7 protein-coding genes are annotated in these 25,067 nt (G+C 35.3%); all 7 read left to right on the plus strand.

Features of this window, described 5'->3' with window-relative positions; translation table 11 throughout:
- Positions 1 to 26: 26 nt before the first annotated feature.
- Positions 27 to 18,293 carry a T9SS type B sorting domain-containing protein gene (locus tag B3J44_RS23930; RefSeq protein WP_286972038.1) on the plus strand — a complete coding sequence of 6,089 codons (18,267 nt, stop codon included), beginning with the start codon at positions 27 to 29 and terminating at the stop codon, positions 18,291 to 18,293.
- A 43-nt stretch (positions 18,294 to 18,336) separates the two neighbouring features.
- Positions 18,337 to 19,317 (plus strand): PorP/SprF family type IX secretion system membrane protein, encoded by a 981-nt coding sequence (locus B3J44_RS23935; RefSeq protein ID WP_286972040.1) that lies wholly within the window; start codon positions 18,337 to 18,339, stop codon positions 19,315 to 19,317.
- Between the two features lie 158 nt (positions 19,318 to 19,475).
- Positions 19,476 to 20,663 (plus strand): phosphoglycerate kinase, encoded by a 1,188-nt coding sequence (locus B3J44_RS23940; protein WP_198855097.1) that lies wholly within the window; start codon positions 19,476 to 19,478, stop codon positions 20,661 to 20,663.
- Positions 20,664 to 20,773: 110 nt separating this feature from the next.
- A complete protein-coding gene (locus tag B3J44_RS23945; protein ID WP_286972043.1) occupies positions 20,774 to 22,597 on the plus strand; it encodes a lytic transglycosylase in 1,824 nt (607 codons plus the stop codon).
- Positions 22,598 to 22,643: 46 nt separating this feature from the next.
- The gene (locus tag B3J44_RS23950) at positions 22,644 to 23,609 is read left to right on the plus strand and encodes a DUF4837 family protein (protein ID WP_286972044.1); all 966 of its coding nucleotides are present in this window, start codon (positions 22,644 to 22,646) and stop codon (positions 23,607 to 23,609) included.
- A 171-nt stretch (positions 23,610 to 23,780) separates the two neighbouring features.
- Positions 23,781 to 24,422 (plus strand): DUF1579 domain-containing protein, encoded by a 642-nt coding sequence (locus B3J44_RS23955; protein ID WP_286972045.1) that lies wholly within the window; start codon positions 23,781 to 23,783, stop codon positions 24,420 to 24,422.
- A gap of 160 nt (positions 24,423 to 24,582) precedes the next feature.
- Entirely contained in the window at positions 24,583 to 25,029 is a 447-nt protein-coding gene (locus B3J44_RS23960; RefSeq protein ID WP_286972046.1) for a GNAT family N-acetyltransferase, read from the plus strand.
- The last annotated feature ends 38 nt before the right edge of the window (positions 25,030 to 25,067 follow it).

The following is a 25,067-nucleotide window of genomic DNA, read 5'->3' on the forward strand; positions in this document are numbered from 1 at the left end:
CTTTGTTTTTATTGCAAAGTTATCTTATGCTAGCCCAAAAAACCTTTGTAGACTTTAAACCAAGGTTTGAGACAAGCATTAGAGGAGATATGATGCTTATTGGTAATAATATTGTTAATAGAGATAACGGTAAAGCCAAAGAGTATGCAAACGATCCTTTTACTGGAGGTACAGATAATAACTCGGAGAACATGCAATATATTGATATTGATGGTGATCCTGATACCTTTAGTTCAAGTTCTGCAACTTTAAAAGTGCCAGATGCCAGTAGAGCTTGTTACAATATTGTGTACGCAGGATTGTATTGGTCAGGTATTTATACACAAGCTTCTTTAGATAACAAAACGGTAAAGCGAAGTGAATTAGGTAATATAAAGTTTAAGTTACCTAAGGAAACAGCTTATCATGAAATTTCGGGAACGTTAATCTATGATTATTACTCTGGTAATCCAAAAAGCACAAATGGAGATCAAGTACCATATGCTTATTACTATAATGTAACAGACCTACTAAAAGCTTCAAAAAATCCTGAAGGGGAATATACAGTTGCAAATATTAATTCTGCTCGAGGTAAATTGAGTAATGGTGGTTATGCTGCAGGATGGTCTTTATTTGTTATTTATGAAGACCCAAATTCTACTGCAAAATATATTACAGCTTATGATGGATTTAGCTGGATTCAAGCAGGCGGTCAAGATTTGACGTATGCTATTTCTAATTTTAAAACTATTCCAACTGGAAATGTAAAAGTAAAATTAGCTTTTGCAGCTTTAGAAGGGGATAAAAATACATCGGGAGATACTTATTCTGTAAATGGTACACAGGTTTATACTAACGAACGTGCAAAAAATAATTTCTTTTGCAGTGTAATTAATGATCTCTCTGGAAATAATTTAGCCAGAAATCCAGCCAGTACAAATACGCTTGGTTTTGATGCGGGTATTATTGAATTGAATAACGCCAGTAACGCTATTATTAAAAATGGTGATACTAAAGCTAATTTAAAACTAACGACAAGCGGAGATGGTTATGGTGTTTATTTTAATGCTTTTAACGTCGAGGTTATCGCCCCTCAAATTGCGCTGACAAAAATTGTAAAAGACACAGACGGGAAGAATATCGGAGGACAGAATGTGACTCTTGGTCAGCAATTGGTCTATGAAATTACGATTCAAAATAAAGGTAATGATGATGCAACTTCATTAGTTATTACTGATCAGTTGCCAATAAACGTTATTTTTGATCAAAAAAATGATTTACTACCATTGCCAGATGGAATTATAGTTAAAACACCTTATGACCCTGTTACAAGAAAAATTGTTTTTGAGGTAACAGATCCTAAATTAATAACAAAGAATAGTCCTACTGTAAGTAAAATCTCTTTTAAAGTTCAAGTAGTTCCTGATTGTCATTCACTAAGCGAGGCTTGCTCTAACAGTATCGACAACCAGGCTTTTGCTACTTATAAAGGGAAGGAAAATACCAGCTTTTCAATCGATGAAACAGCTCCTCAAGGAAGTGTTAATTCAACTGATGGATGTGCTGTAACGCCAAAAGCCACAAACTTTTTAGTAGGTGTAGACGGTTGTGAATATACTGAAAATGTAACCTTATGTACAGATACTGTAGATCTTATTCCTGCAAAAGGATATGATAAGTACACATGGTATAGTGATGCCAAAATGACCAATAAAATTGGTGAGGGAAATCCATTTACTGTGAGTAAAGAAGGCACATATTATGTGTATAACTTGGCTCAAGCACCATGTAGATCTATTTCTCAATCTTTTGTTGTAACTCGTTTTAAAAGTACAAGCAAAAACCCGGTGTTAGATTTTGCAAGCGAAGTTGTAACTTGTGCTGATACTGGTCAACCATTTCCAAACATTTATTTGTGTGGTGGTAACGATAAAAAAGAAATAAAAACAACTATCACGGATGCTTCCAATATAGTATGGGAACGTTTTGTTGAAGGCAGCTGTACGGTGTCAACAGGTAAAAACTGTCCAAACGAATCATTGACAAGTACTGGAAATCCGAATGAATTTTGTAAATGGGAGCAAGTAGGATCAGGACCTGATTATACTGCAGATGCAAAAGGAAGATATAGATTGACAGTTACCTATAAAGGTGGAGTTTGTTTCAATCGTTTTTATTTTGATGTTTATCAAAACCCATTAACTCCAACAGAAAAGCATAAAGATATTATTTGTTCAAGTAATGGTAGTATTACTGTTGAAGGTGTCCCAGCTGGATATGAGTATGCCATCAGCAAGGATCCTAATGGACCTATAGGAGCATACCAGTCAAGTAATATATTCCCAATTGCTACTGAAGGTTCTTATACTGTCCATGTTAAACAAACTAATGTAACTACTTTTCCGTGTGATTTTGTAGTTAAAAATATTCTTATTAGAAAATTAGATGTTGATGTTAAGACAGTAATAACACAACCTCTTTGTGCAAGTAATAAAGGTACTGTTGAAGTTGCGGCAAATAATTCGAATCCAAATTACACTTTTGTTATTAAACAAGGTAGTGCAACAGTTCAGACCATTGGGCCAATTTCTAATAATAAAGCTATATTCGATTTACTTCCAGGAGATTATACACTTACTGTAACAACATCTGATGGTTGTACCAATATAAGCGATGTAAAAATAATTGCACCAGATGCACTTACTGCGACTTATGACGTAAAATCACTTACGGCATGTTCAGATGGAGAGATTACAGTAAATCCGAAAGGAGGTACAGCACCTTACTATTACTCTATAAATAATCAACCATTTGTTTCTGAGAATAAAATTCCTGTAGCAAATCCAGGTGGTAGCTATAGTATAAAAGTTGTAGACAGTCATGATTGTGAATATATAATTCCGACATTTTCAGTAAATCCTATTGCTAAACCAACAGTTACTATAAATTCGAAAAATGTAAGTTGTTACAATACTAAAGAAGGAGAAATTTCAATTTCAGTTTCTCCTGCAGATTCTGGTTATACCGTTTCTTACAGTATTGCTGGAGTTGCTGGTGGCGCATATACAACTTTACCAACAACGGGCTTAGCTGTAGGAGATTATAAGGTTACAGTAAAATATACAATAAATGGAGTAGATTGTACTGACCCAGAAAAAGTTATTAAAATTACGGGACCTACATCTACACTGACTGCTTCGGCAGGTGTTGCTGAATTATCAGGTTGTGGGCCGACAGGGAATACTAAACAAGGAATGGTTAGAATTACCAATCCTCAGGGGGGAGTGCCTTTTCCTGCACCAAATTTATACCGCTATAGTTTTGACGGAGGAAATAATTATATTACAGATAATTTTGCCTACATAAATCCAAGTTCATCTCCTATTACATTATATATTAAAGATGCTGCTGGGTGTATTTTCCCAATGTCAGGTATTATCTTAGACGAAAAACCGGCTGATCCTATATTTAGTGATCCTGTTTTGACTTATAATTGTAAAGGAGAAGGTACAGCTACAGTAACGGTTAATGCAGATGCAAGTCCAAATTATAGCTATTCTTACTATTTAGGGAAGCCAGATCCGGCAAACCCTTCTAATTACATTTATACTTTAAATACAAATACTCCGGCTAATATCTTTAAAGATATTCCTGTTGGAGATTATAAAATTAAAGTAGAGTACAATTTAGTTTCTGTTCCAACTTATAGTAATTTACTAAAAGAGGATTTTGGTAGCGGACCACCAACAACAGCTCCTGGTATTGCAGCGGCTTACTGTTTTAACGATCAAAGAGTTAATCCGCCTTATTTATGTAAATATCCAGATGGAACACCTAGTAGATCTGTTGAAGATAATGCTTACTCTGTAGCAAGTTTCTTCTGGAGAGATGACGATCCAAATAGCAATAATAGTGGTGCTTGGTTCCATTTCAAAGATCATACGACAAACCCTAATAATTTAGCTAACACTGGAGACCCTGATGGTAGATATTTATTAGTAAACGTTGGTAATGCTGCTGGAAAGTATGGTATTTTGTACAGTAAACCAATTGCAGATGTTATACCTAATCAGGATGTTATTGTCGACTTTTATGTAGGAAATTTATTAATGCCTTCATATAATAGTGCGGCTCCAATTATTAGAATTGAATTAATTGATTCTAAAGGTAATGTTGTAGCTAGAGATGATACAGGGGAAATTGCGCCTGGTTTAAATCATCCTGACAGAAAAAAATGGGTGCCAATTAGTATTAAACTAAATCCTGGAGCAAACACCAATTTAACTTTTGTGATACGTTCAGGAAGTGAAGTATTCAATGGAAACGATTTAGTAATCGATGATATTTGGGTACGTCAGGTGCCAAAATCATGTTTGCAAGACAAAACTTTAACTCTTAAAGTTCCAAGCGGACAAGGATTTTCTGCAGAAGTAACAGGAATTAACGGACTTAAATGTAAAGGAGATAAAAATGGTACTTTCAGTATTGTAGCTAAAAATTTTGATACTGTAAATGGTTTCTATTATACTTTAAATGGAAATGCTACTAATCCAACATGGGTAAAATCTACGACTTCTCCAGTTAACTTTGATGATAAAGGTGAAGGAACATATAATGTAAAAGTACGTTTTGCAAATAATGCATCTTCTTGTAGTTTCGATATTCCAACTACAATTACATCGCCAACTGCATTTGTAGTAAATGCAAGTGCATCGGCTGCAACGTGTAAAGGGGCAACTGTAACAGCAACTGTTTCAGGAGGAACTCCAGATTATGTAGTTACACTTAAAGATAAAAATTCGTCATATATAAAAACATTCCCAACTACGACTTGGAAAATAGACGAAGTTCCTGCTGGAACTTACATTGTTTCGGGTACTGATGCAAATGGATGTAACGTTGCGATGAATAAAGACTTGGTTATTAGTGCACCAAGTAAGCCAACGGCATCAATAGTTTCTAATGTAGGATTGTGTTTTGATGGTAGCAATGCTACTATTAGAGTTAGTGTATCTGGCGGTCTTAAGCCTTACACTTATCAAGTAAGTACTGATGGAGGTGTAACATACAGTGATCCAAGTTCAACTTTTAACGGGCCAACTTTTGATTATATCGCTAAAGGAACAGGTACATACCAGTTTTTAATTTTAGATGCTAATAAATGTGATGCGATTACAGCAAGTCAAACTATTAATAAAGCGATCACAGCGAAAGCTGATATTAGTGTTCCATTATCTTGTAAAACAGGTACTGCTGCAAATGCTACTATAGATGTTACTATAGATGGCGGAACATCACCTTATACTTATACTGTTACAAATAAAGGAACAGGTGCGGTACTAGTAAATAATGGTACTACTGCTGGTCCAACATTCTCTTATTCTGCTACAACAGCTGCGACTTATGTATTTGCTATTAAAGACAAAAACGGTTGTCCTATTACTGTAGAAAAAGAAGTGCTTGCTAAAGTTCCGGTTACGGCTACTCACGCTGTAAATCCAGTTACATGTTTTGGAAAAGCAGATGGTTATATTGATATTACACCACAAAATGGTGTTGCACCATTTAAGATCCAATTTAATGGTACAGGAGCTTTTACAACAGTAACAACATCACCTGTTCGTTACGGTTCATTAGCAGGTTCTGTTGGTGCCGGTACTAAATATACTTATATTGTTGAAGATGCCTTAGGATGTCAACAACAATATACATTCTATGTAATTCAACCAGCTGCTGTTACACTTACAGCTTCTATTACAACGCCTTATAATTGTACCACTAATGCGGCTACTATTACAGCAAGCGCAGGTAACGGAAACGGTGGCTTTACTTATGTATTAAAAAATACAACTACTGGCGCTACTATAGAAACTAATACTACTGGTGTATTTAATAATTTAACTATTGAAGGAGATTATGAAGTAACAGCTACTGACAGTAAATCTTGCCCTATTACGAAAACTGCAGGAACGATTAAAGCGTTGAATCCTCCAAAAGGAATGACACTTACGCCAACGGCAGTAAAATGTCCAAGCAATACAACAGATGTAACGATTACAAATGTTGTTAATGCTGCAGGAGTTGCTGTACCTACAACAGGTTTAGAATATAGAATCAAACTTCCTGTACCTCCGGGTACTTCTACTTACCAAACTAGTAATACTTTTACTGGATTGGCAGCAGGTAAAACATATACTTTTGAAGTTAGAGATGCTAATTTCTGTGTGTATGAAAAAATACTTGATGTACCATCATTACCAGTATTTGCAGTAGCTTTAAAATCTCAGAGTAATATTAGCTGTTCTACTGCAACTGATGGTTCTGCAATATTTACTGTTACAGGATTAGGTAATGGGACAGCTTACAGTTATAAAGTTGATGGTTCAGCGACTGCAATTACAGGAACATCTCCTGCAATAGGAAGTTCATTTGAGATTTCTGTACCAAATTTAAGCACAGGACTTCATACAATTGTAGTAACAAATACAGTTACAAATTGTCCACAATCTCAATCGGTTACAATTGCGGCACCACCTGCTGCATTGGTATTAAATCCATCAACATTAGTACACGTAACTTGTGATAATAAAGGAAAAGCAACAATTAATGTAGTTGGAGGTTGGGGAACTTATGAATATACAGTTACACCTACATCTCCAGCAGGATCAGCGATTGTTCAAACAACGACAAATGTATTTTCTAATTTAAATGCAGGTGCTTATTCTGTTTCTGTAAAAGATTTAAATGGTTGTACTGTAACAGGAACTTTTACTATTAATGACAAGGTTAATCCAACTGCAAGCATTGATCTTACAAACTCAGATTTCTGTGTTACAGGTAGTGGGGCAAAAATTGTAGTATCGCCTAACAGTGCTCCTAATTATACGTATGTTCTAGATAATGGTGCTGTTCAAAATAACGGTACTTTCACAGGAGTAACTCCAGGAATTACTCATAAAATTAGAGTTACTGATACTTCTACAGGATGTTATACTGATTTGACTGTACCAACAATTAATGCACCAATATCAGCGAAATTAAATCCTTTAGTAAAAGATTTAACTTGTGATGCTACAAATCCAAATGCAATTATTGAAGTTTCTATAAAAGATGGTTATCCAGATTATAGCTATAGAGTAAGTACAAATGGCAGTGGATTTAGTGGTTCTAATATTCCAGTAGGTGCTGGTGCGACTACATTTACGTACCAAACAACTACAGGTGCTGCGGCTGCAACTTATGAATTTGAAATTTTTGACAGTAAAGGATGTAGAACTACTGTAACGCAAAATATCGCTGCGAGAGTATCTCCAACAGCTACAGCTACACCAACAAATCCTACTTGTTACAATGGAAATGATGGTTCTATTATTGTAAACGCTAGTTCAGGATTAGCACCATACACTTACGAAGTTTCAACAGTTTCTGCTACAGGACCATTTACTACCATGACTAGTAAAACATATTCTAATGCTACGGCTGGAGATTACTGGTTTAGAGTTACGGATTCTAAAAAATGTCAGTTTGTAACAGCAAAAACGACTGTTTCAAACCCGCCACAATTAACAGCTAAAGCTGATCTTACTACAGCATTAAGTTGTGGAACATCAAACGCTACACAAGCTGCTACTATTACAGTTACGGTATTATTGCCAGGAACACCATATAGTGGAACAGATAAATACAGATATAGTTTCAACGGAGTTTTACCGGCAGGAACATCAAATACCTACACGACTAGCACTCCTGGTGCAGTTACAGTAGATGTATTCGATGCAAATAATTGCCCTTATAGAGTTCCGGTTTCGCCTGTGGTTAATACATTAAATCCGCCATCAAATATGGCTTTTTCACAAGCCAATGTTATTTCTTGTATGGCTACACAATTAGATACAGATTTAACAGTATCTTATTCAGGAGGTGTAGGACCATTTAGAGTTGAAATTACATCTACAGATGCAGTTCCAGCTCCGGCAGTTGCTGTTGCAACAGGTGTAACGGCTCAGTCTTATGTATTTAAAGATTTAGCTCCGGGTAACTACTCTTTTAAAGTTACAGATGCTAATAAATGTACAACGACTGGCGATTATAAAATTGAAAAAGTTGAATTGCCTATTGCCAACGGTTCAGTAATTTCAAATGTAGTTTGTAAAGGTGCATCAGATGGTAAACTTAGTTTTACAGTTTCTGGTAATGTAGGTACTACATATACTTATGAACTAAGAAACAGCGTAAATGCACTTGTGGCAATTAGCCAATCTACGAAAGTAGGAAACGTTATTGATTATGTAGGATTACCTGCAGATACTTATACATTTAAAGTTACAAATTCAGCAACTACTTGTTCAGCAACAAAGGTTCTTGAAGTTAAAGAGCCGAAAGATCCATTGGCTCTTCTAGCGCCAACAATTACTCCTATCACTTGTTCGCCAAACAATGGTAAAGTAGTTATTAATACAACTGGCGGTTGGGGTAACAATAGATATACATTAACTCAACCTGACGGAACTTTAGTTGGTCCTCAGCCAAGTTCAACTTTTGCCAATATAACTCAGTCTGGTACTTATGGTATTTCTGTTACAGATTTAAATGGAAACGGATGTACTGTTACAGATACATTTACTGTTGATGCAAAAGTATTGCCAAGCGCGAGTATCGATTTGACAGCTTCAGATTTATGTTATGATTCAGTTGATAAAGCGACAATTGTAGTTACACCTACAGTTCCGTCTCCTACTTACATGTACAATATCAATGATGGTGTTTATCAAAGTAGTGGTACTTTCCCTAATTTGGAGCCAGGAAAGTATAATGTTAAAGTAAAAGATATGGCAACGGGTTGTATTTTACCATTGTCAGCAATAGATATTGAATCTGAATTGAAATTCAATGCTACTTTAAGCAAATCAGCAAACTGTCTTACTCAGAATACTGAGATAAAAGGTATTGTTTCTGGTGGAAAACTTAATTATTCTTATACTGTAACTAAAAATGGAGTAGTAGATCCAACTGTTATACCAGTAACTGGTACAACTTTTACTTATACAGATCCTGTAGATCCTCCGCAAGTTGGAAATACAACTTATATATTTACGTTAACAGATGCGTCAGATGCTAAATGTAGTCTTACATCTACAGTTGTTGTAGGACCAAGAACAGATCCTGATTTTACATTAACTCCTAATTCAACTATTTTATGTAACGGAGATGCAACGGGTTCTATTACAGTAACAATTGACAAGACAAAAGGAGTATCTCCTTATACAATCTCTGTTTACAATACAACAACTTCTACCTCTTATGGTGCACAAACTACTGGTCTTCCAGCTGGTGATTATACTGTAAGAGTAACAGATGATAAAGGTTGTTATCTTGAGAAAACTACAGATATTAAACAACCTGCTAAAATTGAATTTGATATTGATGTTAAACCTATGACTTGTGATACTAGCGGTAGCGGAATATCTTATGGATCTATTACGGTTCACAATTTTACAGGAGGTTCAAGTGATATTGCTCCTCTAGGGCCATTTACTTATACTTTAACAAATAATGTTAATGAGCCAACGCAAGTTGCTCCACATGCAATTTCAGATGTTAGAGGTGATTATACTTTTAATATTTTAAATTTTGGTATTTATCAATTAACGGTTTCTGATAAAAACGGCTGTTCAGTTACCAAAACAATCTCGATGGCGTCAAAACCAGAAGATTTAAAAATTGAGGTTAAAGCAGGAACAGCGTCATGTACAACAGCAAGTCTTGTTGTGACTGTAAATACGCCGATTATTGGAGGGCCTTATCATTTTGCTCTTTATCCAATCAATTCAGCTTCTACACCACCATATAAATATGCTGATAATACAGGATCATACCAAGATTCAGATTCAACGAATCCTGCGGATCCTGAATATACACAATCGACTTTTAACGGTTTATTGCCAGGGGTTACTTATTCGTTCATCGTTTATGACGTAACAACAGACTGTTATTTCTTTAAACAAGCAGAAGCTCCAACATTGACTTCTTCTAATTTAAATATTGCTGTAACACCAGCTAATGTAACATGTCAGGGAGCTGGCAATGGAAATGTTTCATTCACGTTCACTGGTACAAAACCAACAACAGAAACAGTTAAATACGAAGTTTACAATTCGCAAAGTAATACACTAGTTACTCCGGCAGTTGGGGGTACAGTGACATTGCCGACTAATTCGGCAACAAATGTAGGACCACTGGTTCCAGGGACATATTATATCTTATTTACAGAATTGGATAATACTTCAACTGTAGTTTGTATGAATACGTCTAAAACTTTTACAATAAGTGAATCAGTTGTTCCTTTAACATTAAAGGTTAGTTCTCCTAAAAATGATAATTGTGGAACTGATCAAGGTATAATTGAAGCTTTTGGACAAGGAGGAACGGTTACTAAAGTAGTCGTTGATCCATCAGACCCTACAAAAACTATTACAGTTCCAGCGCCTTATTTATATCAAATTTTCCCAGATACAGGTGTAGCTGGTGTAATTGACGGTTCAGATAAACCAGTGACAGATGCTGCGCTTTCTGCTTCTTTCGACCCAGCTCTTCATACAGGAAGTACTTTTAATAAAGAATGGGGTCACTATTTAGTTTATGTAAAAGATGCAAATGGCTGTATTCAGGTAGAGTTTGTTGAAGTGAAATTAGATCCAACTCCAGTAATAACAGCTGTTGTAAACAGTGTTTGTGCTGAGGAAGACTCTTTTGTAATCGATGTTGATATGACAACATTCGGTATTGCTCCATATACGTATAGTTTAGATGGTTTTGATTTTGTTCCTATGCCTTCAACAACATTTTCTATATCTAATCTTCATTCAGGAAATCATACTGTAGAAGTTAGAGATTTTAATGGTTGTGGTAATAAAGTAACATTAAACCCTATTGCTGTACCTTTAGACATCAAAGCTAAATTTACTATAGACCCTACATGTAGAGATGCTGACGGTACAATTACTGCTGTTGTAACTGGCGGATTTGCACCAAATAATTTTGAATACACTTTAAAAAATAATAACGTAGCTACTGTAGATGTTGTGCAAATTAACAATCCAAAATTTGTAGGTCAGGCAGCGGGTAATTATACTGTAACAGTAAGAGATTTAAACACAAATTGTTCTAAATCAGTTATTGTTGATTTACTTGTACCAACTCTTGTAGATTTAGTTCCAGGAGATATTACAACAACTGCTGTTGATTGTAACGGAACACAAGGAACAAACAATAACGGAACTCTTACGGTTAACTTAAGAGCTGTTAATGACAATCCGGATTATAAATTTATCCTGACACCTGTTTTACCTGCAGGACCTGCGATTACACAGGATAATAATAATTATTTTACAGGTTTAATTGCAGGAGATTATACAGTTAAAGTTATTTCTTCTAGAGGCTGTGAATTTGAGGTGCCTGCTAATGTACCGGCTCCAAGTGCGGTTTATGCAACTGCTACTGCAACACCATTTAGTTGTGCAGTTGACCCTACTACAACTACAGTTGTTGTATCGGCTGCAGGTGGTACAGGAACTGGAACATTTACTTTCAGTAAAGACGGTACTAATTATTTTACAAGTAATAGCACACCAGCTGACGATAATTACACATTTGAATTATCTGATACAGGAAGTGTTCAAGACCCTCATTATTGGGTGAAAGATGCTAATGGATGTATTTATGAGACAAGTGGTTTAGTTACACCATTAGATCCATTGCCAAAATTAATTTCAGCTACAGCTAAAAGAGATGCTGCAACGGGATCTCAAATCGATTGTCAAAATGGTAGAGAGGTAATTCAAATTGATGTAGTTGGAGGATCCACTCCAGCTGATTTCACATATCAAGTTTCAATTGACGGAGCTAGTTATACAACTCTTACAAATTCTGCTGGAACACCATATACTTATAATGCTACAACAGCGGGTAGTAAGTACCAGTTTAAAATTATTGATAATGAAACAGGTTGTGAGATTTTAACTAACATTTATGAGGTTCCTTTATTCGATCTTATTAGCGTAACTGCTACTACTGCTTCTGATGTAAAATGTATATCAGAAAATAATGGAACAATTCAAATCAATATCGCTGGTTATTCAGGTAAATATGATTATCAAATTTTTGATGGCCTAACTGCAGTAGTTGGGGCAAGCGGTTCTCACGATACTGCAACTTCAAATCCGTTTGTAATTCCTTTCGGATTAGTAGCAGGAAATAATTACACCGTACATATTCAAGAAACAGGTCATCCAAAATGTCCTTCTGTTTCGAACGTGGTAATTATTAAAGAGCCAACTGCGGCTTTAGCTTTAGATCCGTTAGTTGTTACACCATTAGGATGTACTACTTTGGGAGCTGTAGTAATAAATGCTAAAGATGGTTGGGGTGATTATACCTATACTTTGACGCAGCCAGACTTAACAGTGGTAACAAACAAAAATGGTAAGTTTGATAATCTTAATCAAGTAGGACCTGCAGGATCTTATAAAGTTTCTGTAAAAGATGCTAATGGTTGTGAGGTGACTGATTCATTTAATTTAAGTACACCGGTTCCTCCAACAGCAAGTATCGACCCTACAACAGATTATTGTTATACAAATGCTGATAAAGCAACTATTGTAGTAATTGCTTCATCTACATCGCCTTTTGCATTGCCAACAGATACTTATGATTATAGTATTAATGGTGGTCAGACATGGCAAATTAATAATAATACATTTACTGATTTAACTCCTGGAGATTATACATTTACAGTTAGAGATAAATTTGGATGTACTGGTACTACTTCGATTACTACAATTGAAGGACAGCTTTATTCTTCAGCAGAAAAAACAAAAGATATTTTCTGTACGGGTACAGTTGAAGGTACTATTAGAGTAAAAGCATCTGGTGGATATGCGCCTTATAGCTATACTGTAGCCATCAATGGTGGTGCGGCTTCTGCTCCAATTGCATTTGTAAACGGAACATATTCTGATTATACAGTTGTTTCTCCTCTTACAAGTACATACGATTTTGTAGTGTATGATGCTCATAACTGTCCAACTCCGGTTAGTACAGTGAATATGGTAGCGCCAACTGCAGTTACATTTAATGCAACACCAACATCTCCATATTGTTCAGGAACTCAAGGAAATGTCGATAATGGTTCTATCTTGTTTACTTTACCAACAAGTAACGATAACCCACCGTATACATACACTGTTCAGCGTACGTCACCTACAGTTGGTTTAGTATTAACACAAGTAAACAATCCGTTGTTTACAGGATTAAGTGCTGGTACTTATGCTGTAAATGTTACATCTGACAGATTGTGTGATGCTCCAACAACCGTTGATATTAACCCTCCAATTGCAGTAGTGGCAGAAGCTTCGGCTACAAAGTTTACTTGTACAGGAACAAGTATTAACGAGACGATTGTTACTGTTACTGGTAAATTTGGTACAGGTACAGGTTTAGTAGGAGATTATACTTATAGTAATAACAAAACAAAATGGGAAACAAGCAATACATTTACGGTAGTTGATAACCAAAATGTTCAAACCCTAACATATTATGTTAGAGATAAAAATGGATGTATTGCTGAGGTTGAAATTAAAGTGGATCCATTCCCAATATTGAAAAAACCTACAGTTACACAAGGAAGAAGAGCAGCTTGTAATAATGCTGGTGAAGTTATTGATGTTGTAATCAATGGCGGAGCTAGTCCGGCAAACTTCCAATACGAAGTATATCAGGATGGTGTTTTATTAAGCGGTGGTCCATATGCTGTGACTGGAAATACATTTAGTTATCTAGCTCCAACTGTTGGTCATTTCTATCAGTTTAAAATAACTGATTTGACAACATTCTGTTATATTACTACTGAGCCTTACGAAGTGCCAGTATTCAATACTGCTAAAGTTATTGCAAATGCTTCTTCGTCAGTTTCTTGTAATGGTTTAAGCGATGGTAAAATCACATTTAATATTGTAGATTACAGCGGTCCATACACCTATCAGGTGTACAACAATGGAGTAGCGGTTACAGGTGCTTCAGGATCTGGAACTACTGCAACAGCAAATCCGTTTACAATTCCTTTCGGACTTTCTGCGGGAGCTAAGTATACAGTAGTAATTACTGAGACAGCTTATCCATTCTGTGATATTACATCTGCTGATGTAAACATCACTGAACCGCCAGTACTAGATCTAACGACTATGGTTGTTACGGTTAAAAACCAAAATTGTTGGACAACTGGAGCAGTTATTACTGCTGATGCTTCTACAATTGTAGGCGGAACTCCTGGATCAGGATTTACATTTGCTTTCGTACCAGCAGGAACAGTTCCAACAGCGGGTCAATATTCATCTTCAAACACTAAAACATTTGCAACAACTAAAATTGCACCGTTGTTTGATTCGTATGATGTTTATGTAAAAGATGGTAATGGTTGTCCTAAGTTTAAAACAGTAAATATTTCATTAGATCCAAAACCTGCAATTACAAATGTTGCGGTTGCGAGTCAATGTTATAATGCTGCAGGATACAGAATCGACGTTACTGCAAATGGTGTTGGTACTCTAGAATATAGTTTAGACGGAGTACAATTCCAAGGCGCTAGTTTCTTTACAGTTACTGCTCCAGGAAATTATACAGTAACTGTAAGAGATGCTAATAAGTGTACAACAACAGCTTTGGCTCCTGTTACAATTTATGAACCTCTTGCGTTAAGTGCGAAGGTTACAAAAGTGCCTACTTGTAAAGCTGCCGATGGTACAATTACTTTATTCGCTTCTGGCGGAAAAGTGCCAACTCCAAGTTATGTTTACACAAGAGATAATTGGACAAATACAAGTACAAGTCCGGTATTTATAGGATTAGCTCCTGGAATAAAATATACTTTTAGAGTAAGAGATGTTAATACAAATTGTGAGGTAGAGATTGAAGAAACAATAGAAATGCCAACAGATGTTACAGGAATTGTTGCAACAGCGACTCCTACATCTTGTAATGGTTATGCTAATGGTAGCATCTCAGTAACAATTGCAACATCAAATGATAACCCTGTTTACATGTACAGTCTTGCTGGACCAGAAAACAGATTACCTCAGGATAGCCCAATTTTCAACGACTTACCATTTGGTAATTACGTTGTAACGGTAACTTCTGGAAGAGGATGTTTTGCAACAGCACCAGCTACAGTTGGTCAGCCACAGTCAGTGGTTGTTGCTAAACCTATAGTAACACAATACCTATGTTCTGCAGGAACAAACAATGCTGGTAACGCTACAATTACAGTAGCGCCAGGTTCTGTAACAGGTGGTTCTAACACTTATATCAGATATCAATTCATGAGAGATGGAGTTCAGGTACAAAATGATGATAGAAACACATATACCGAATCTGATTATTTAGGTGGTGACTATATCGTGAATGTATTTGATTCTAAAGGATGTCAGGGTACTTACGCTACAGTAACAATCGATCCTTACATTGGAATTGCTGATCTAAAAATTGTTGCTACGCAAATTACTTGTAAAAACGATGAAGCTATTCAAGTAACTGCGATCGCTACAACAGGAACATTGCCAGCTTTAGATTATACTATTGTTGGAATAGATGGTAATACATATCCTCTTACACCAAGTGTAAATGGATCATGGAATGATTTGAAAGTAGGTAATTATAAAATTGTTGTGACTAATCCGGTAACAGGATGTAGTGTTGAAAAAATCTATATTGTTAACGAACCAAACACATTCAAATTTGTAGCTTCTGAAATTAAAAACCTTACTTGCTATAGTGATGAAGATGGAGCAATTACATTGACATTAGTCGATAATATTACAACTCCAAAAGATGATGCTGGTAGATTTGATTATGTGATTACACATGAATCTGGAACGATTCTAAGAGGATCAACTACAACAACAGAATTAAAACTTTCGAATCTGAAAAGAGGTAAGTATACTGTTGTTGCAACATTAATAGATTCTCCTTTCTGTGATGTTCAAACTGAATTTAACATTGAGGGTCCAGCTACAGAATTAGAAATTCTAGCGTCTAAAAAAGACATTACTTGTGTAACAGGTAATGATGATGGAGAAATTCGTATAAGCGCTCAAGGTGGATGGCCAGGTGATTATCTATATAAATTAGATGGTCCAGTAACAGTAGATTTTTCTGCTCAAAACGTATTCACAGGATTAAAAGCAGGATTGTATACAGTTTCTGTTAAAGATGCTGGTGGTTGTATTGATACTGATCAAGTTACTTTAGTAGTTCCAACTCCAATTGTGGTTACAGCTTCGGCAGACAAAACATTATTATTATGTAATGGAGATATGAGCGCGACTATTACTGCGACTTCGGTTACAGGCGGACAGGGTAGTAATTATTTATATACTTTAAATACTACTTCAGTTACTCCTGTAAGATCTTCAGGACCTCAAACTACACCTTCATTTGCTGGTTTAGGAGCAGGAACTTATACGATAACTGTTACTGACGGATTCAATTGTGTTGGCGAGTCAGCTCCAATAACAATTAATGAGCCTACTGAAGTTAAACCAAGTTTGGCTGAAACTAGAAAAATGACTTGTCTTACACAGACTCAACTTACTTTAAGTGCTACTGGTGGTACGCCTCCTTACACTTATAGTAGTGATGATGTAACATACTCAACAGTTCCTTTTACAAGTTCTGTTTCGTTTGATGTTGCTCCAGGTGCATACAAGTACTATGTGAAAGATGCAAACGGATGTGTTGATTTTGTTTCTAACGAAATTACAATTGACCCGCTTGAGCCATTGAAAGCTAATTTGGATATATCTAATGCTGTAGTATTATGTCGTGAAGATCCAAGTGGTGTAATTGTGGCAAATGCTTCAGGCGGATTAGGAAACTATCAATATACTTTACTAGACGGTGCCGGAAACATACTAAAAGGACCACAGTCAAATGGTAGATTTGATAAGCTTATAGCTGGTGATTATAAAGTAATTGTGAAGAGTGGTGATTGCGAAACTTTACCAGAAGATGTCAATATCGATCAGCCAAAAGAAGTATTCTCAGCTGAATTTATTCCAACAGCAGTGAAATGTTTTGGTGGAAATGATGGAACAATTGAAGTAATCGGTAAAGGTGGAACAGGAAGTTATAAATACTCTATTTCACCAAGAAACGATCAATACTTTGACAGTAACATTTTTGAGAAATTGAAAGCTGGTTTCTATACAGTTATAGCAATGGATGAACATGGATGTTATGATACTGAAGTAGTTGAGGTTAAACAACCTACAGCACCACTTTCAGTTGTTGAAACACCTGGAATGACAATGCCAGAAGAATGTGCTGGAGAACTTAATGGAGCATTTACAATTGACATTGCGGGTGGTACACCTCCTTATTTAGTTAGTTTAAATGATATTAATGGTACTTACCAACCGGTTACAGGAACACAACATACGTTTGAAAATCTTGCGGGAGGTGTTTATACAGTATTTGTGAAAGACGGCGGAAACTGTCCTCAAGAAGTAGAAGTTAGTGTACCATTGCCAGTAACGCTTAATCCGGTTGCTGAGGTAACGTATGACTGTGTAAACAACTCACAGGCAAACATGGTAATAGTAACTATTGATGCTTCTATTACAGACCCAACAGATGTAGATTATTCTCTTGATAACAATGGAACATTCCAGCCAAGTAACATCTTTACAAATGTTCCTGCTGGTGATCACTTCATCGTTGCAAGACATACTAACGGATGTGAAGTGCCAACGCCAATCTTTACTGTTAATGCAGTTGCAGAACTTGGCTTAATAGACATTACAAACCAAAGTAAAGACATCAACACAATTGTGGTTCAAGCTACAGGTGGAGTTGCTCCTTACGAGTACAGTTTCAATGGAGAGTCATTTACATCATCTAACAGTTATAGAATCTATAAAACAGGTGATTATGTAGTGATCGTGAGAGATAAAAATGGTTGTGAGGCTACAATAACAGTTCATGGAACATTCTATGATTTCTGTATGCCAAACTACTTTACTCCAAACGGTGACGGACAAAATGATACTATTGGTCCAGATTGTGGTGCATTAGCGTACAAAGAATTAACGTTCGATATTTATGACAGATATGGTAGAGTTGTTGCCAAATACCGTGTAAATGGTAAATGGGATGGTAGATACCATGGAAATGAATTGCCAACAGGAGATTACTGGTACGTTCTTAAACTAAACGATCCGAAAGATCCTAGAGAGTTTGTTGGACATTTCACTTTATACAGATAACAAAATTATAGCCCCAATGATGTTATCTAAAAATATTATTACAATGAAAAAGTTTATTTTATCCTTAGTACTCATGGCTGTAACAACAAGTTACAGCCAAGAGTTAAACCTACCAGTGTTTACGCAGTATTTAGCTGATAACCCTTTTATTCTTTCTCCTGCTTATGCTGGTATTGGAGATAATCTCCGTATTAGAGCCAACGGTTTAACTCAGTGGGTCGGAATTAAAGATGCACCAGATAACCAATCATTGTATGCAGATTTTCGTGTTCTAGATCGTTCTGGAGTTGGTATATCATTGTATAATGACAGCAATGGTAATACAAGACAAACAGGAGCAAAAGTTTCGTTTGCCCACCACTTGATTTTAGATTATCGTTCAGAACAGTATCTTTCATTTGGTATATCATATAACTTTAATAGTTTCCGAATCGATACGGGTAATTTTACAGGAGACGTAAATGGCGTTCCTGTGGCATTAGACCCTTCAATTACAGACAATCGTTACAATTCAAATAACAACTTTGACATTAGTGCATTGTACCGTAACAAAGGATTTTATTTTAGTTTTAACGCCAATAACGTTTTAAAGAAAAATACAGATAAGTATAGAGGAGTAGAACCTGATTTGCTTTCTAACTATCAGATTTATTCTGGATTTACTTTCAGAGATGGAGAAAACAGACGTATCGAATATGAACCATCAGTTTTCTTTCAATATTTTGCAAGTGACCAACGTTCTACAACCGATTTTAACTTCAAATACAGACGTTACAATCGTTACGAAGATTACTATTGGATCGGAGTTTCTTACCGTTTCTTAAACGACCAGTTTCCAAAACCTTTATCTATGGGACCAATGGCTGGTTTTATGAAATCTAAATTCTATTTTGCATATTCTTACCAGATAATGTTTAATGGTCTTGGAGCATATAACTCAGGAACACATTCAATCACCATCGGATTCGATTTCTTGCAATCAATCAGTAACTGTCCTTGTACACAGAGTCCAGTTCACGATTAAACAAGTAATTTTTATCATCTTTGAGAATAATTTTGTTTATTTTCATAATTTACAACGTTTTCGTTTTTATTAATGGATTATTTTTGCTTTTTTGAAATTTAGACTACGCTAAAAGTTCTATATTTGTTATTCTTTCAAAAAATTAAAAAAATTAGCAGATGAAAACTTTAAGCGATTTCGATTTTAAAAATAAAAAAGCAATTATCCGTGTTGACTTCAACGTGCCATTGGATGAGAATTTTAATGTAACAGATACAACACGTATCGAAGCGGCAAAACCAACAATTGATGCTATTTTAGCACAAGGTGGAAGTGTGATTTTAATGTCGCACCTTGGAAGACCAAAAGGAGCAGAAGAGAAATACTCTCTAAAACATATTTTAAAAACGGCTTCTGATATTTTAGGAGTTCAAGTAAAATTTGCTGAAAACTGCGTTGGAGAACCAGCTCAAACTGCAGCAAAAGATTTAAAACCAGGCGAAGTTCTTTTATTAGAAAACTTACGTTTCCACGCAGAAGAAGAGGCAGGAGATGTAGCTTTCGCTAAAGAATTAGCTTCTCTTGGAGATATTTATGTAAACGATGCATTTGGTACTGCTCACAGAGCACACGCATCGACTACAATTATTGCACAGTTTTTTCCAAACGATAAATGTTTCGGAACATTATTGGCAAAAGAAATTGACAGTTTAAATAAAGTTCTTAAAAACAGTGAAAAACCTGTAACTGCTGTTCTAGGAGGTTCTAAAGTTTCTTCTAAAATCACCGTTATCGAAAACATCTTAGATAAAGTAGATCACATGATTATTGGTGGAGGTATGACTTTTACTTTCATTAAAGCTCAAGGCGGAAAAATTGGTGAGTCTATCTGCGAAGATGATAAATTAGATTTAGCTCTTGAAATTTTAAGATTAGCAAAAGAAAAAGGAGTTCAGGTACATATTCCTGTTGATGTTATTGCTGCAGACGATTTCTCAAACAATGCAAATACTCAGGTTGTAGACGTAACTGCAATTCCTGATGGATGGCAAGGTTTAGATGCAGGTCCAAAATCTCTAGAAAACTTCAAAAAAGTAATTTTAGAGTCGAAAACAATTCTTTGGAATGGTCCATTAGGAGTTTTTGAAATGGAAACGTTCTCTAAAGGAACAATCGCATTAGGAGATTATATCGCAGAAGCTACTCAAAATGGAGCATTTTCATTAGTTGGTGGTGGAGATTCTGTTGCAGCAGTAAAACAGTTCGGATTTGAAGATAAAATGAGCTACGTCTCTACTGGTGGCGGGGCAATGCTTGAAATGTTAGAAGGAAGAATTTTACCTGGAATCGCTGCGATTTTAGACTAAAAAATCACAATTAACATTTTTTTAAACACTTTTCTTCGATAAAGGGCTTAGATTTGCAAAAATACAACTCTTGTAATTGTTTGAATTACAGAATTTTAAAATAATGTTATATGATTGTAAAAAAATTATCATTAGTGGTTTCGGCTTTCTTCTCGTTAGCTGTCTGTGCTCAAGAAACGGCAAAGACAGATGTAGAATTGAAGCCAGAGGTTAAACTTTCATATTTAGATTCAATTAAAAGTTCTTTCAAAAAAGACAATCTTGCTACAAAAGTAGACAGTCTTTGGATGAACGAATTAGTAAGTCTAGATATTTATGATGATCTAACCAAAGACATTCAAACCATTAACAAAGATGTTACTGTTGATGAAGAACTTCCAACCGAATTGCTAAAACAGCGTTTGGCGGCGATGAATCAGAAATCACCTTTTGAAATTCAATACAATCAAGGTTTAGAAAATATAATAAAGTCATTTCTTAAGAACCGTAAAAAATCGTTTTCTCGATTAATGGCTTTATCAGAATATTATTTCCCAATGTTTGAGGATGCTTTTGCAAAACAAAACGTTCCTCTGGAAATAAAATATTTAGCCGTTGTAGAATCTGCTTTAAATCCTAAAGCAGTTTCTAAAATGGGCGCCACGGGACTTTGGCAGTTTATGTACGGAACCGGAAAACAATACGCTTTAAAAATTGATTCTTATATCGACGAAAGAAGCGATCCTCTTAAAGCTACAGCAGCAGCTTCAGAATACATGACCAAAATGTTTAATATTTTTGGAGACTGGGAACTGGTTTTAGCTTCTTATAATTCAGGTCCAGGAAATGTTACTAAAGCAATTCGTCGTTCTGGCGGAAAAACAAAATACTGGGACATTCGTAATTATCTTCCAAAAGAAACTCAAGGTTACGTTCCAGCTTTCTTAGCAACAATGTACCTTTTTGAATACCACAAAGAACACGGAATTAATCCAGAAAGAGCCGTAGTTAAGAACTTCGAAACAGATACTATAGCAGTCAAAAATCAAATGTCTTTCAAACAGATTGCAGATTTATTAGACATGCCACAATCACAAATTCAGCTTTTAAATCCATCTTATAAAATGGGAGTTGTTCCGTTTTACCAAGGAGAACAGCATTTTATTCGTCTTCCAAAAGATAAAGTAGCAACTTTTGTTTCAAACGAAGATCAGATTTATGCTTATGTGAAGTATGATTCTGAAATGAAATCAACTAATTCAAGATTAGCTATAAAGTATACTCCAAAAACAAAACCAGCGGTTGCAAAACCAGCAACAGCAGTTGAAAGTGGAGATTTCGAATTTTACAAAGTTAGAAAAGGAGACAATTTAGGAGCAATCGCTTCTAAGTATAATGTAAGCATTAGCGAGCTTAAAAAATGGAATAATTTAAAAACAAATGCCGTTGCAATAGGCAGAAGTTTAAAAATTAAATCTGAAGAACCTTCACCATCAGCTATTAAAGCAAATGCTGTTATAGATAAAAAAGAAGAAGCTATTGCTTCTGCTGAAGAAAAAACGAAACCTACAGCAGTCGATATGGACTATGTTGTAGTAGCTGGAGATAATTTAGGTAGCATTGCAAAGAAATTCGGTACGACTATTGCGGAGTTAAAAGAACTTAACGATTTAACTTCAAATAACATTGGTTTAGGAAAAACACTTATTATTTCTAAAGCAGCAATAGTTATAGAAGAGCCAGCTTCAACAGCAATTGCATCAAACTCGGTTGATTCATTCAAGAAAAAAGCACCTTCTAAAAACGTTAGCGAAGATTATTACGTTAAGAAAGGAGATTCTTTATACAGCATTTCTAAAAAATATCCTGGAGTAACAATTTCAGATATTAAAAAATGGAATGGTATTAAAGATGAAGATATTAAACCGGGAATGAAACTTAAAATAAACGGATAATAGAAAAATCTTATTAAATTTGGGTTTTATTTCATAAATTAAAAAAATGAATAAAACCCATTTTTTATTGCTATTACTTTCGTTGTTCCTGACTTCTTGTTTCAAAACTGAAAAACAAGAAACAATCTCAGGAAAAACCAATACCATTTCGGTCATTATAGACGACCAGTTATGGTATGGAGAAGTGGGCGATAGTATTAGAAATAAATTTGCCTCACCAGTTCTTGGACTCACTCAAGAAGAACCACTTTTTACCATTAATCAATATCCTGCGAGATTGCTAGAAGGTTTTGTTACCGATAGCCGAAGCATTATTGTGGTAAAAAAAGCTACAGCTGATAAATTCGAAATCATTCGTAGCAAAAACCTTCCACACAATACTTTTCGCATTTACGGAAAATCAGTAGATGATATTATTTGCAGTATAGAATTAAACTCAGCTCAAATAATAAAAATTATTCACGATGCTGAAATTCAAAAGATTCAAGAAGATAATAGCACTTCACTATTAAATAAAGCCATTATAAAAAACAAATTCCATATTAATATTCAGATTCCGACAGGATATGAATACATGTTGCACAAAAGGAATTTTATATGGCTTAAAAAAGAAATAATAAGCGGTAATACTAGCTTACTGATTTACCAAATTCCGCTTAGCAACTTTAAGAAGAAAAAAGATGTCGTAAATGCAATTGTCAAAATGCGTGATTCGGTTGGCAAATACATTCAAGGACGCGAACCCAATACGCAAATGATTACCAGCGAAGCTTACGCACCGTATTTTTCAAAAGTAACCTTAGACAATAAAGACGCCTTTGAAACAAAAGGAACTTGGGAATTGAAAAACGATTTCATGACCGGGCCATTTATCAATTACGCTATAGTAGATCCAACTTTCAATCGTGTTTTGGTTATCGAAGGATTCTGTTATTCGCCATCACATCAAGAACGTGATCTAATGCTAGATCTGGAGGCAATTATAAAAACAGTTAGAATCGATAAACGATAAAGGTTTTTACTTTAGGTTTCAAGTTAATAGAGTGGCGTGATAAAAAAATCTGCGCATTTCTCTAAGAACTTCACGATAAAATAGATAAGGCACATCAACTTAGAAACAGAAATTCGAAACCACGATTTTTTTTTGTAATTTTATTCGTAACAAACATTAAAACAAATAGTTATGAAAAAATTAACCGCAATCTTAGCAATAATAACCTTATGTTTAGTTTCATGTAAAAAAGAAGTAAAAACAGAAACGGATACTGCAAAAGACTCTCTGGCCGTAAAAACAGAAGAACCACTTATTGAAGAGCCATTAGATTCTGCTGCCCAAATGAAAGCTTGGATTGCTTATGCAACTCCAAGTGAAGCACATAAATTAATGGCCGATGAAGTTGGAAGTTGGAACTGCGATATGACATTCTGGACTGAACCAAATGGTAAACCACAAAAATCGACCTCAGTAGCAGAAATCAAAATGATTTTAGGAGGACGTTATCAGGAAGCTGTTTATAAAGGAACTATGATGGGACAGCCTTTTGAAGGAAAAGCTACACTAGCGTACAATAACGCAAGTGAAGAATATACCAGCACTTTTATCGATAATATGGGAACAGGAATGATGGTTGGCATGGGAAAATACAATCAAGCAGCTAAGAGTATGGAATTTAAAGGCGAAATGGTTAATCCTGTTAACGGCGAGAAAACACCATATCGAGAAATTTATACAATCGTTGATCCGAAAACCAGAAAAATGGAAATGTTCGATATGAAAAACGGATCTGAATATAAAAGTATGGAAATTGTAATGAAGAAAAAATAGTTTTTTTTTGAGATATAAAGTGACAAAGCAACAAAGGCGCAAAGTTTTTCTATTAGATAGAACTTTGTGCTTTTGTGATTTTTATAAGAAACTTTAGCGTAGCTAAAAAAATAATATAACTTCGCGTCTTTGAGCCTTCGTGGCAAAAAACAAACACAGAATGGATTTAAAATGGAAAATAAAGCCTTTTGAGGCATTAACTGTTCATGAGTTATATGATTTGCTCAGATTGCGAAGTGAGATCTTTGTCGTAGAGCAAAATTGCGTTTATTTGGATCTAGATGGTAAAGACAAGAAAGCATTGCACCTAATTGGAGAATTTGAGGGTAAAATCGTAGCTTATTCTCGTTTATTTGATGCCGGAATTAGTTTTGATAATGCTTCAATCGGAAGAGTTACTGTAGATGCAAATTACAGAGATAAAAAATGGGGGCATGAATTAATGCAGGAAGCGATTGCGGGAATTAAATCTAATTTTGGAAAAGACAAAATAACTATTGGCGCGCAATTGTATCTAAAGAAATTTTACGAAAGCCACGGTTTTGTTCAAACCAGCGAAATGTATTTAGAAGATGATATTCCGCATATTGAAATGATTCGAGAATGATTTTTTATACAAAAACACATCAAGTAAAATTTTATTCC

This window comes from Flavobacterium sp. UBA4854 (assembly GCF_002399805.1).
Lineage (GTDB): Bacteria > Bacteroidota > Bacteroidia > Flavobacteriales > Flavobacteriaceae > Flavobacterium > Flavobacterium ginsengisoli.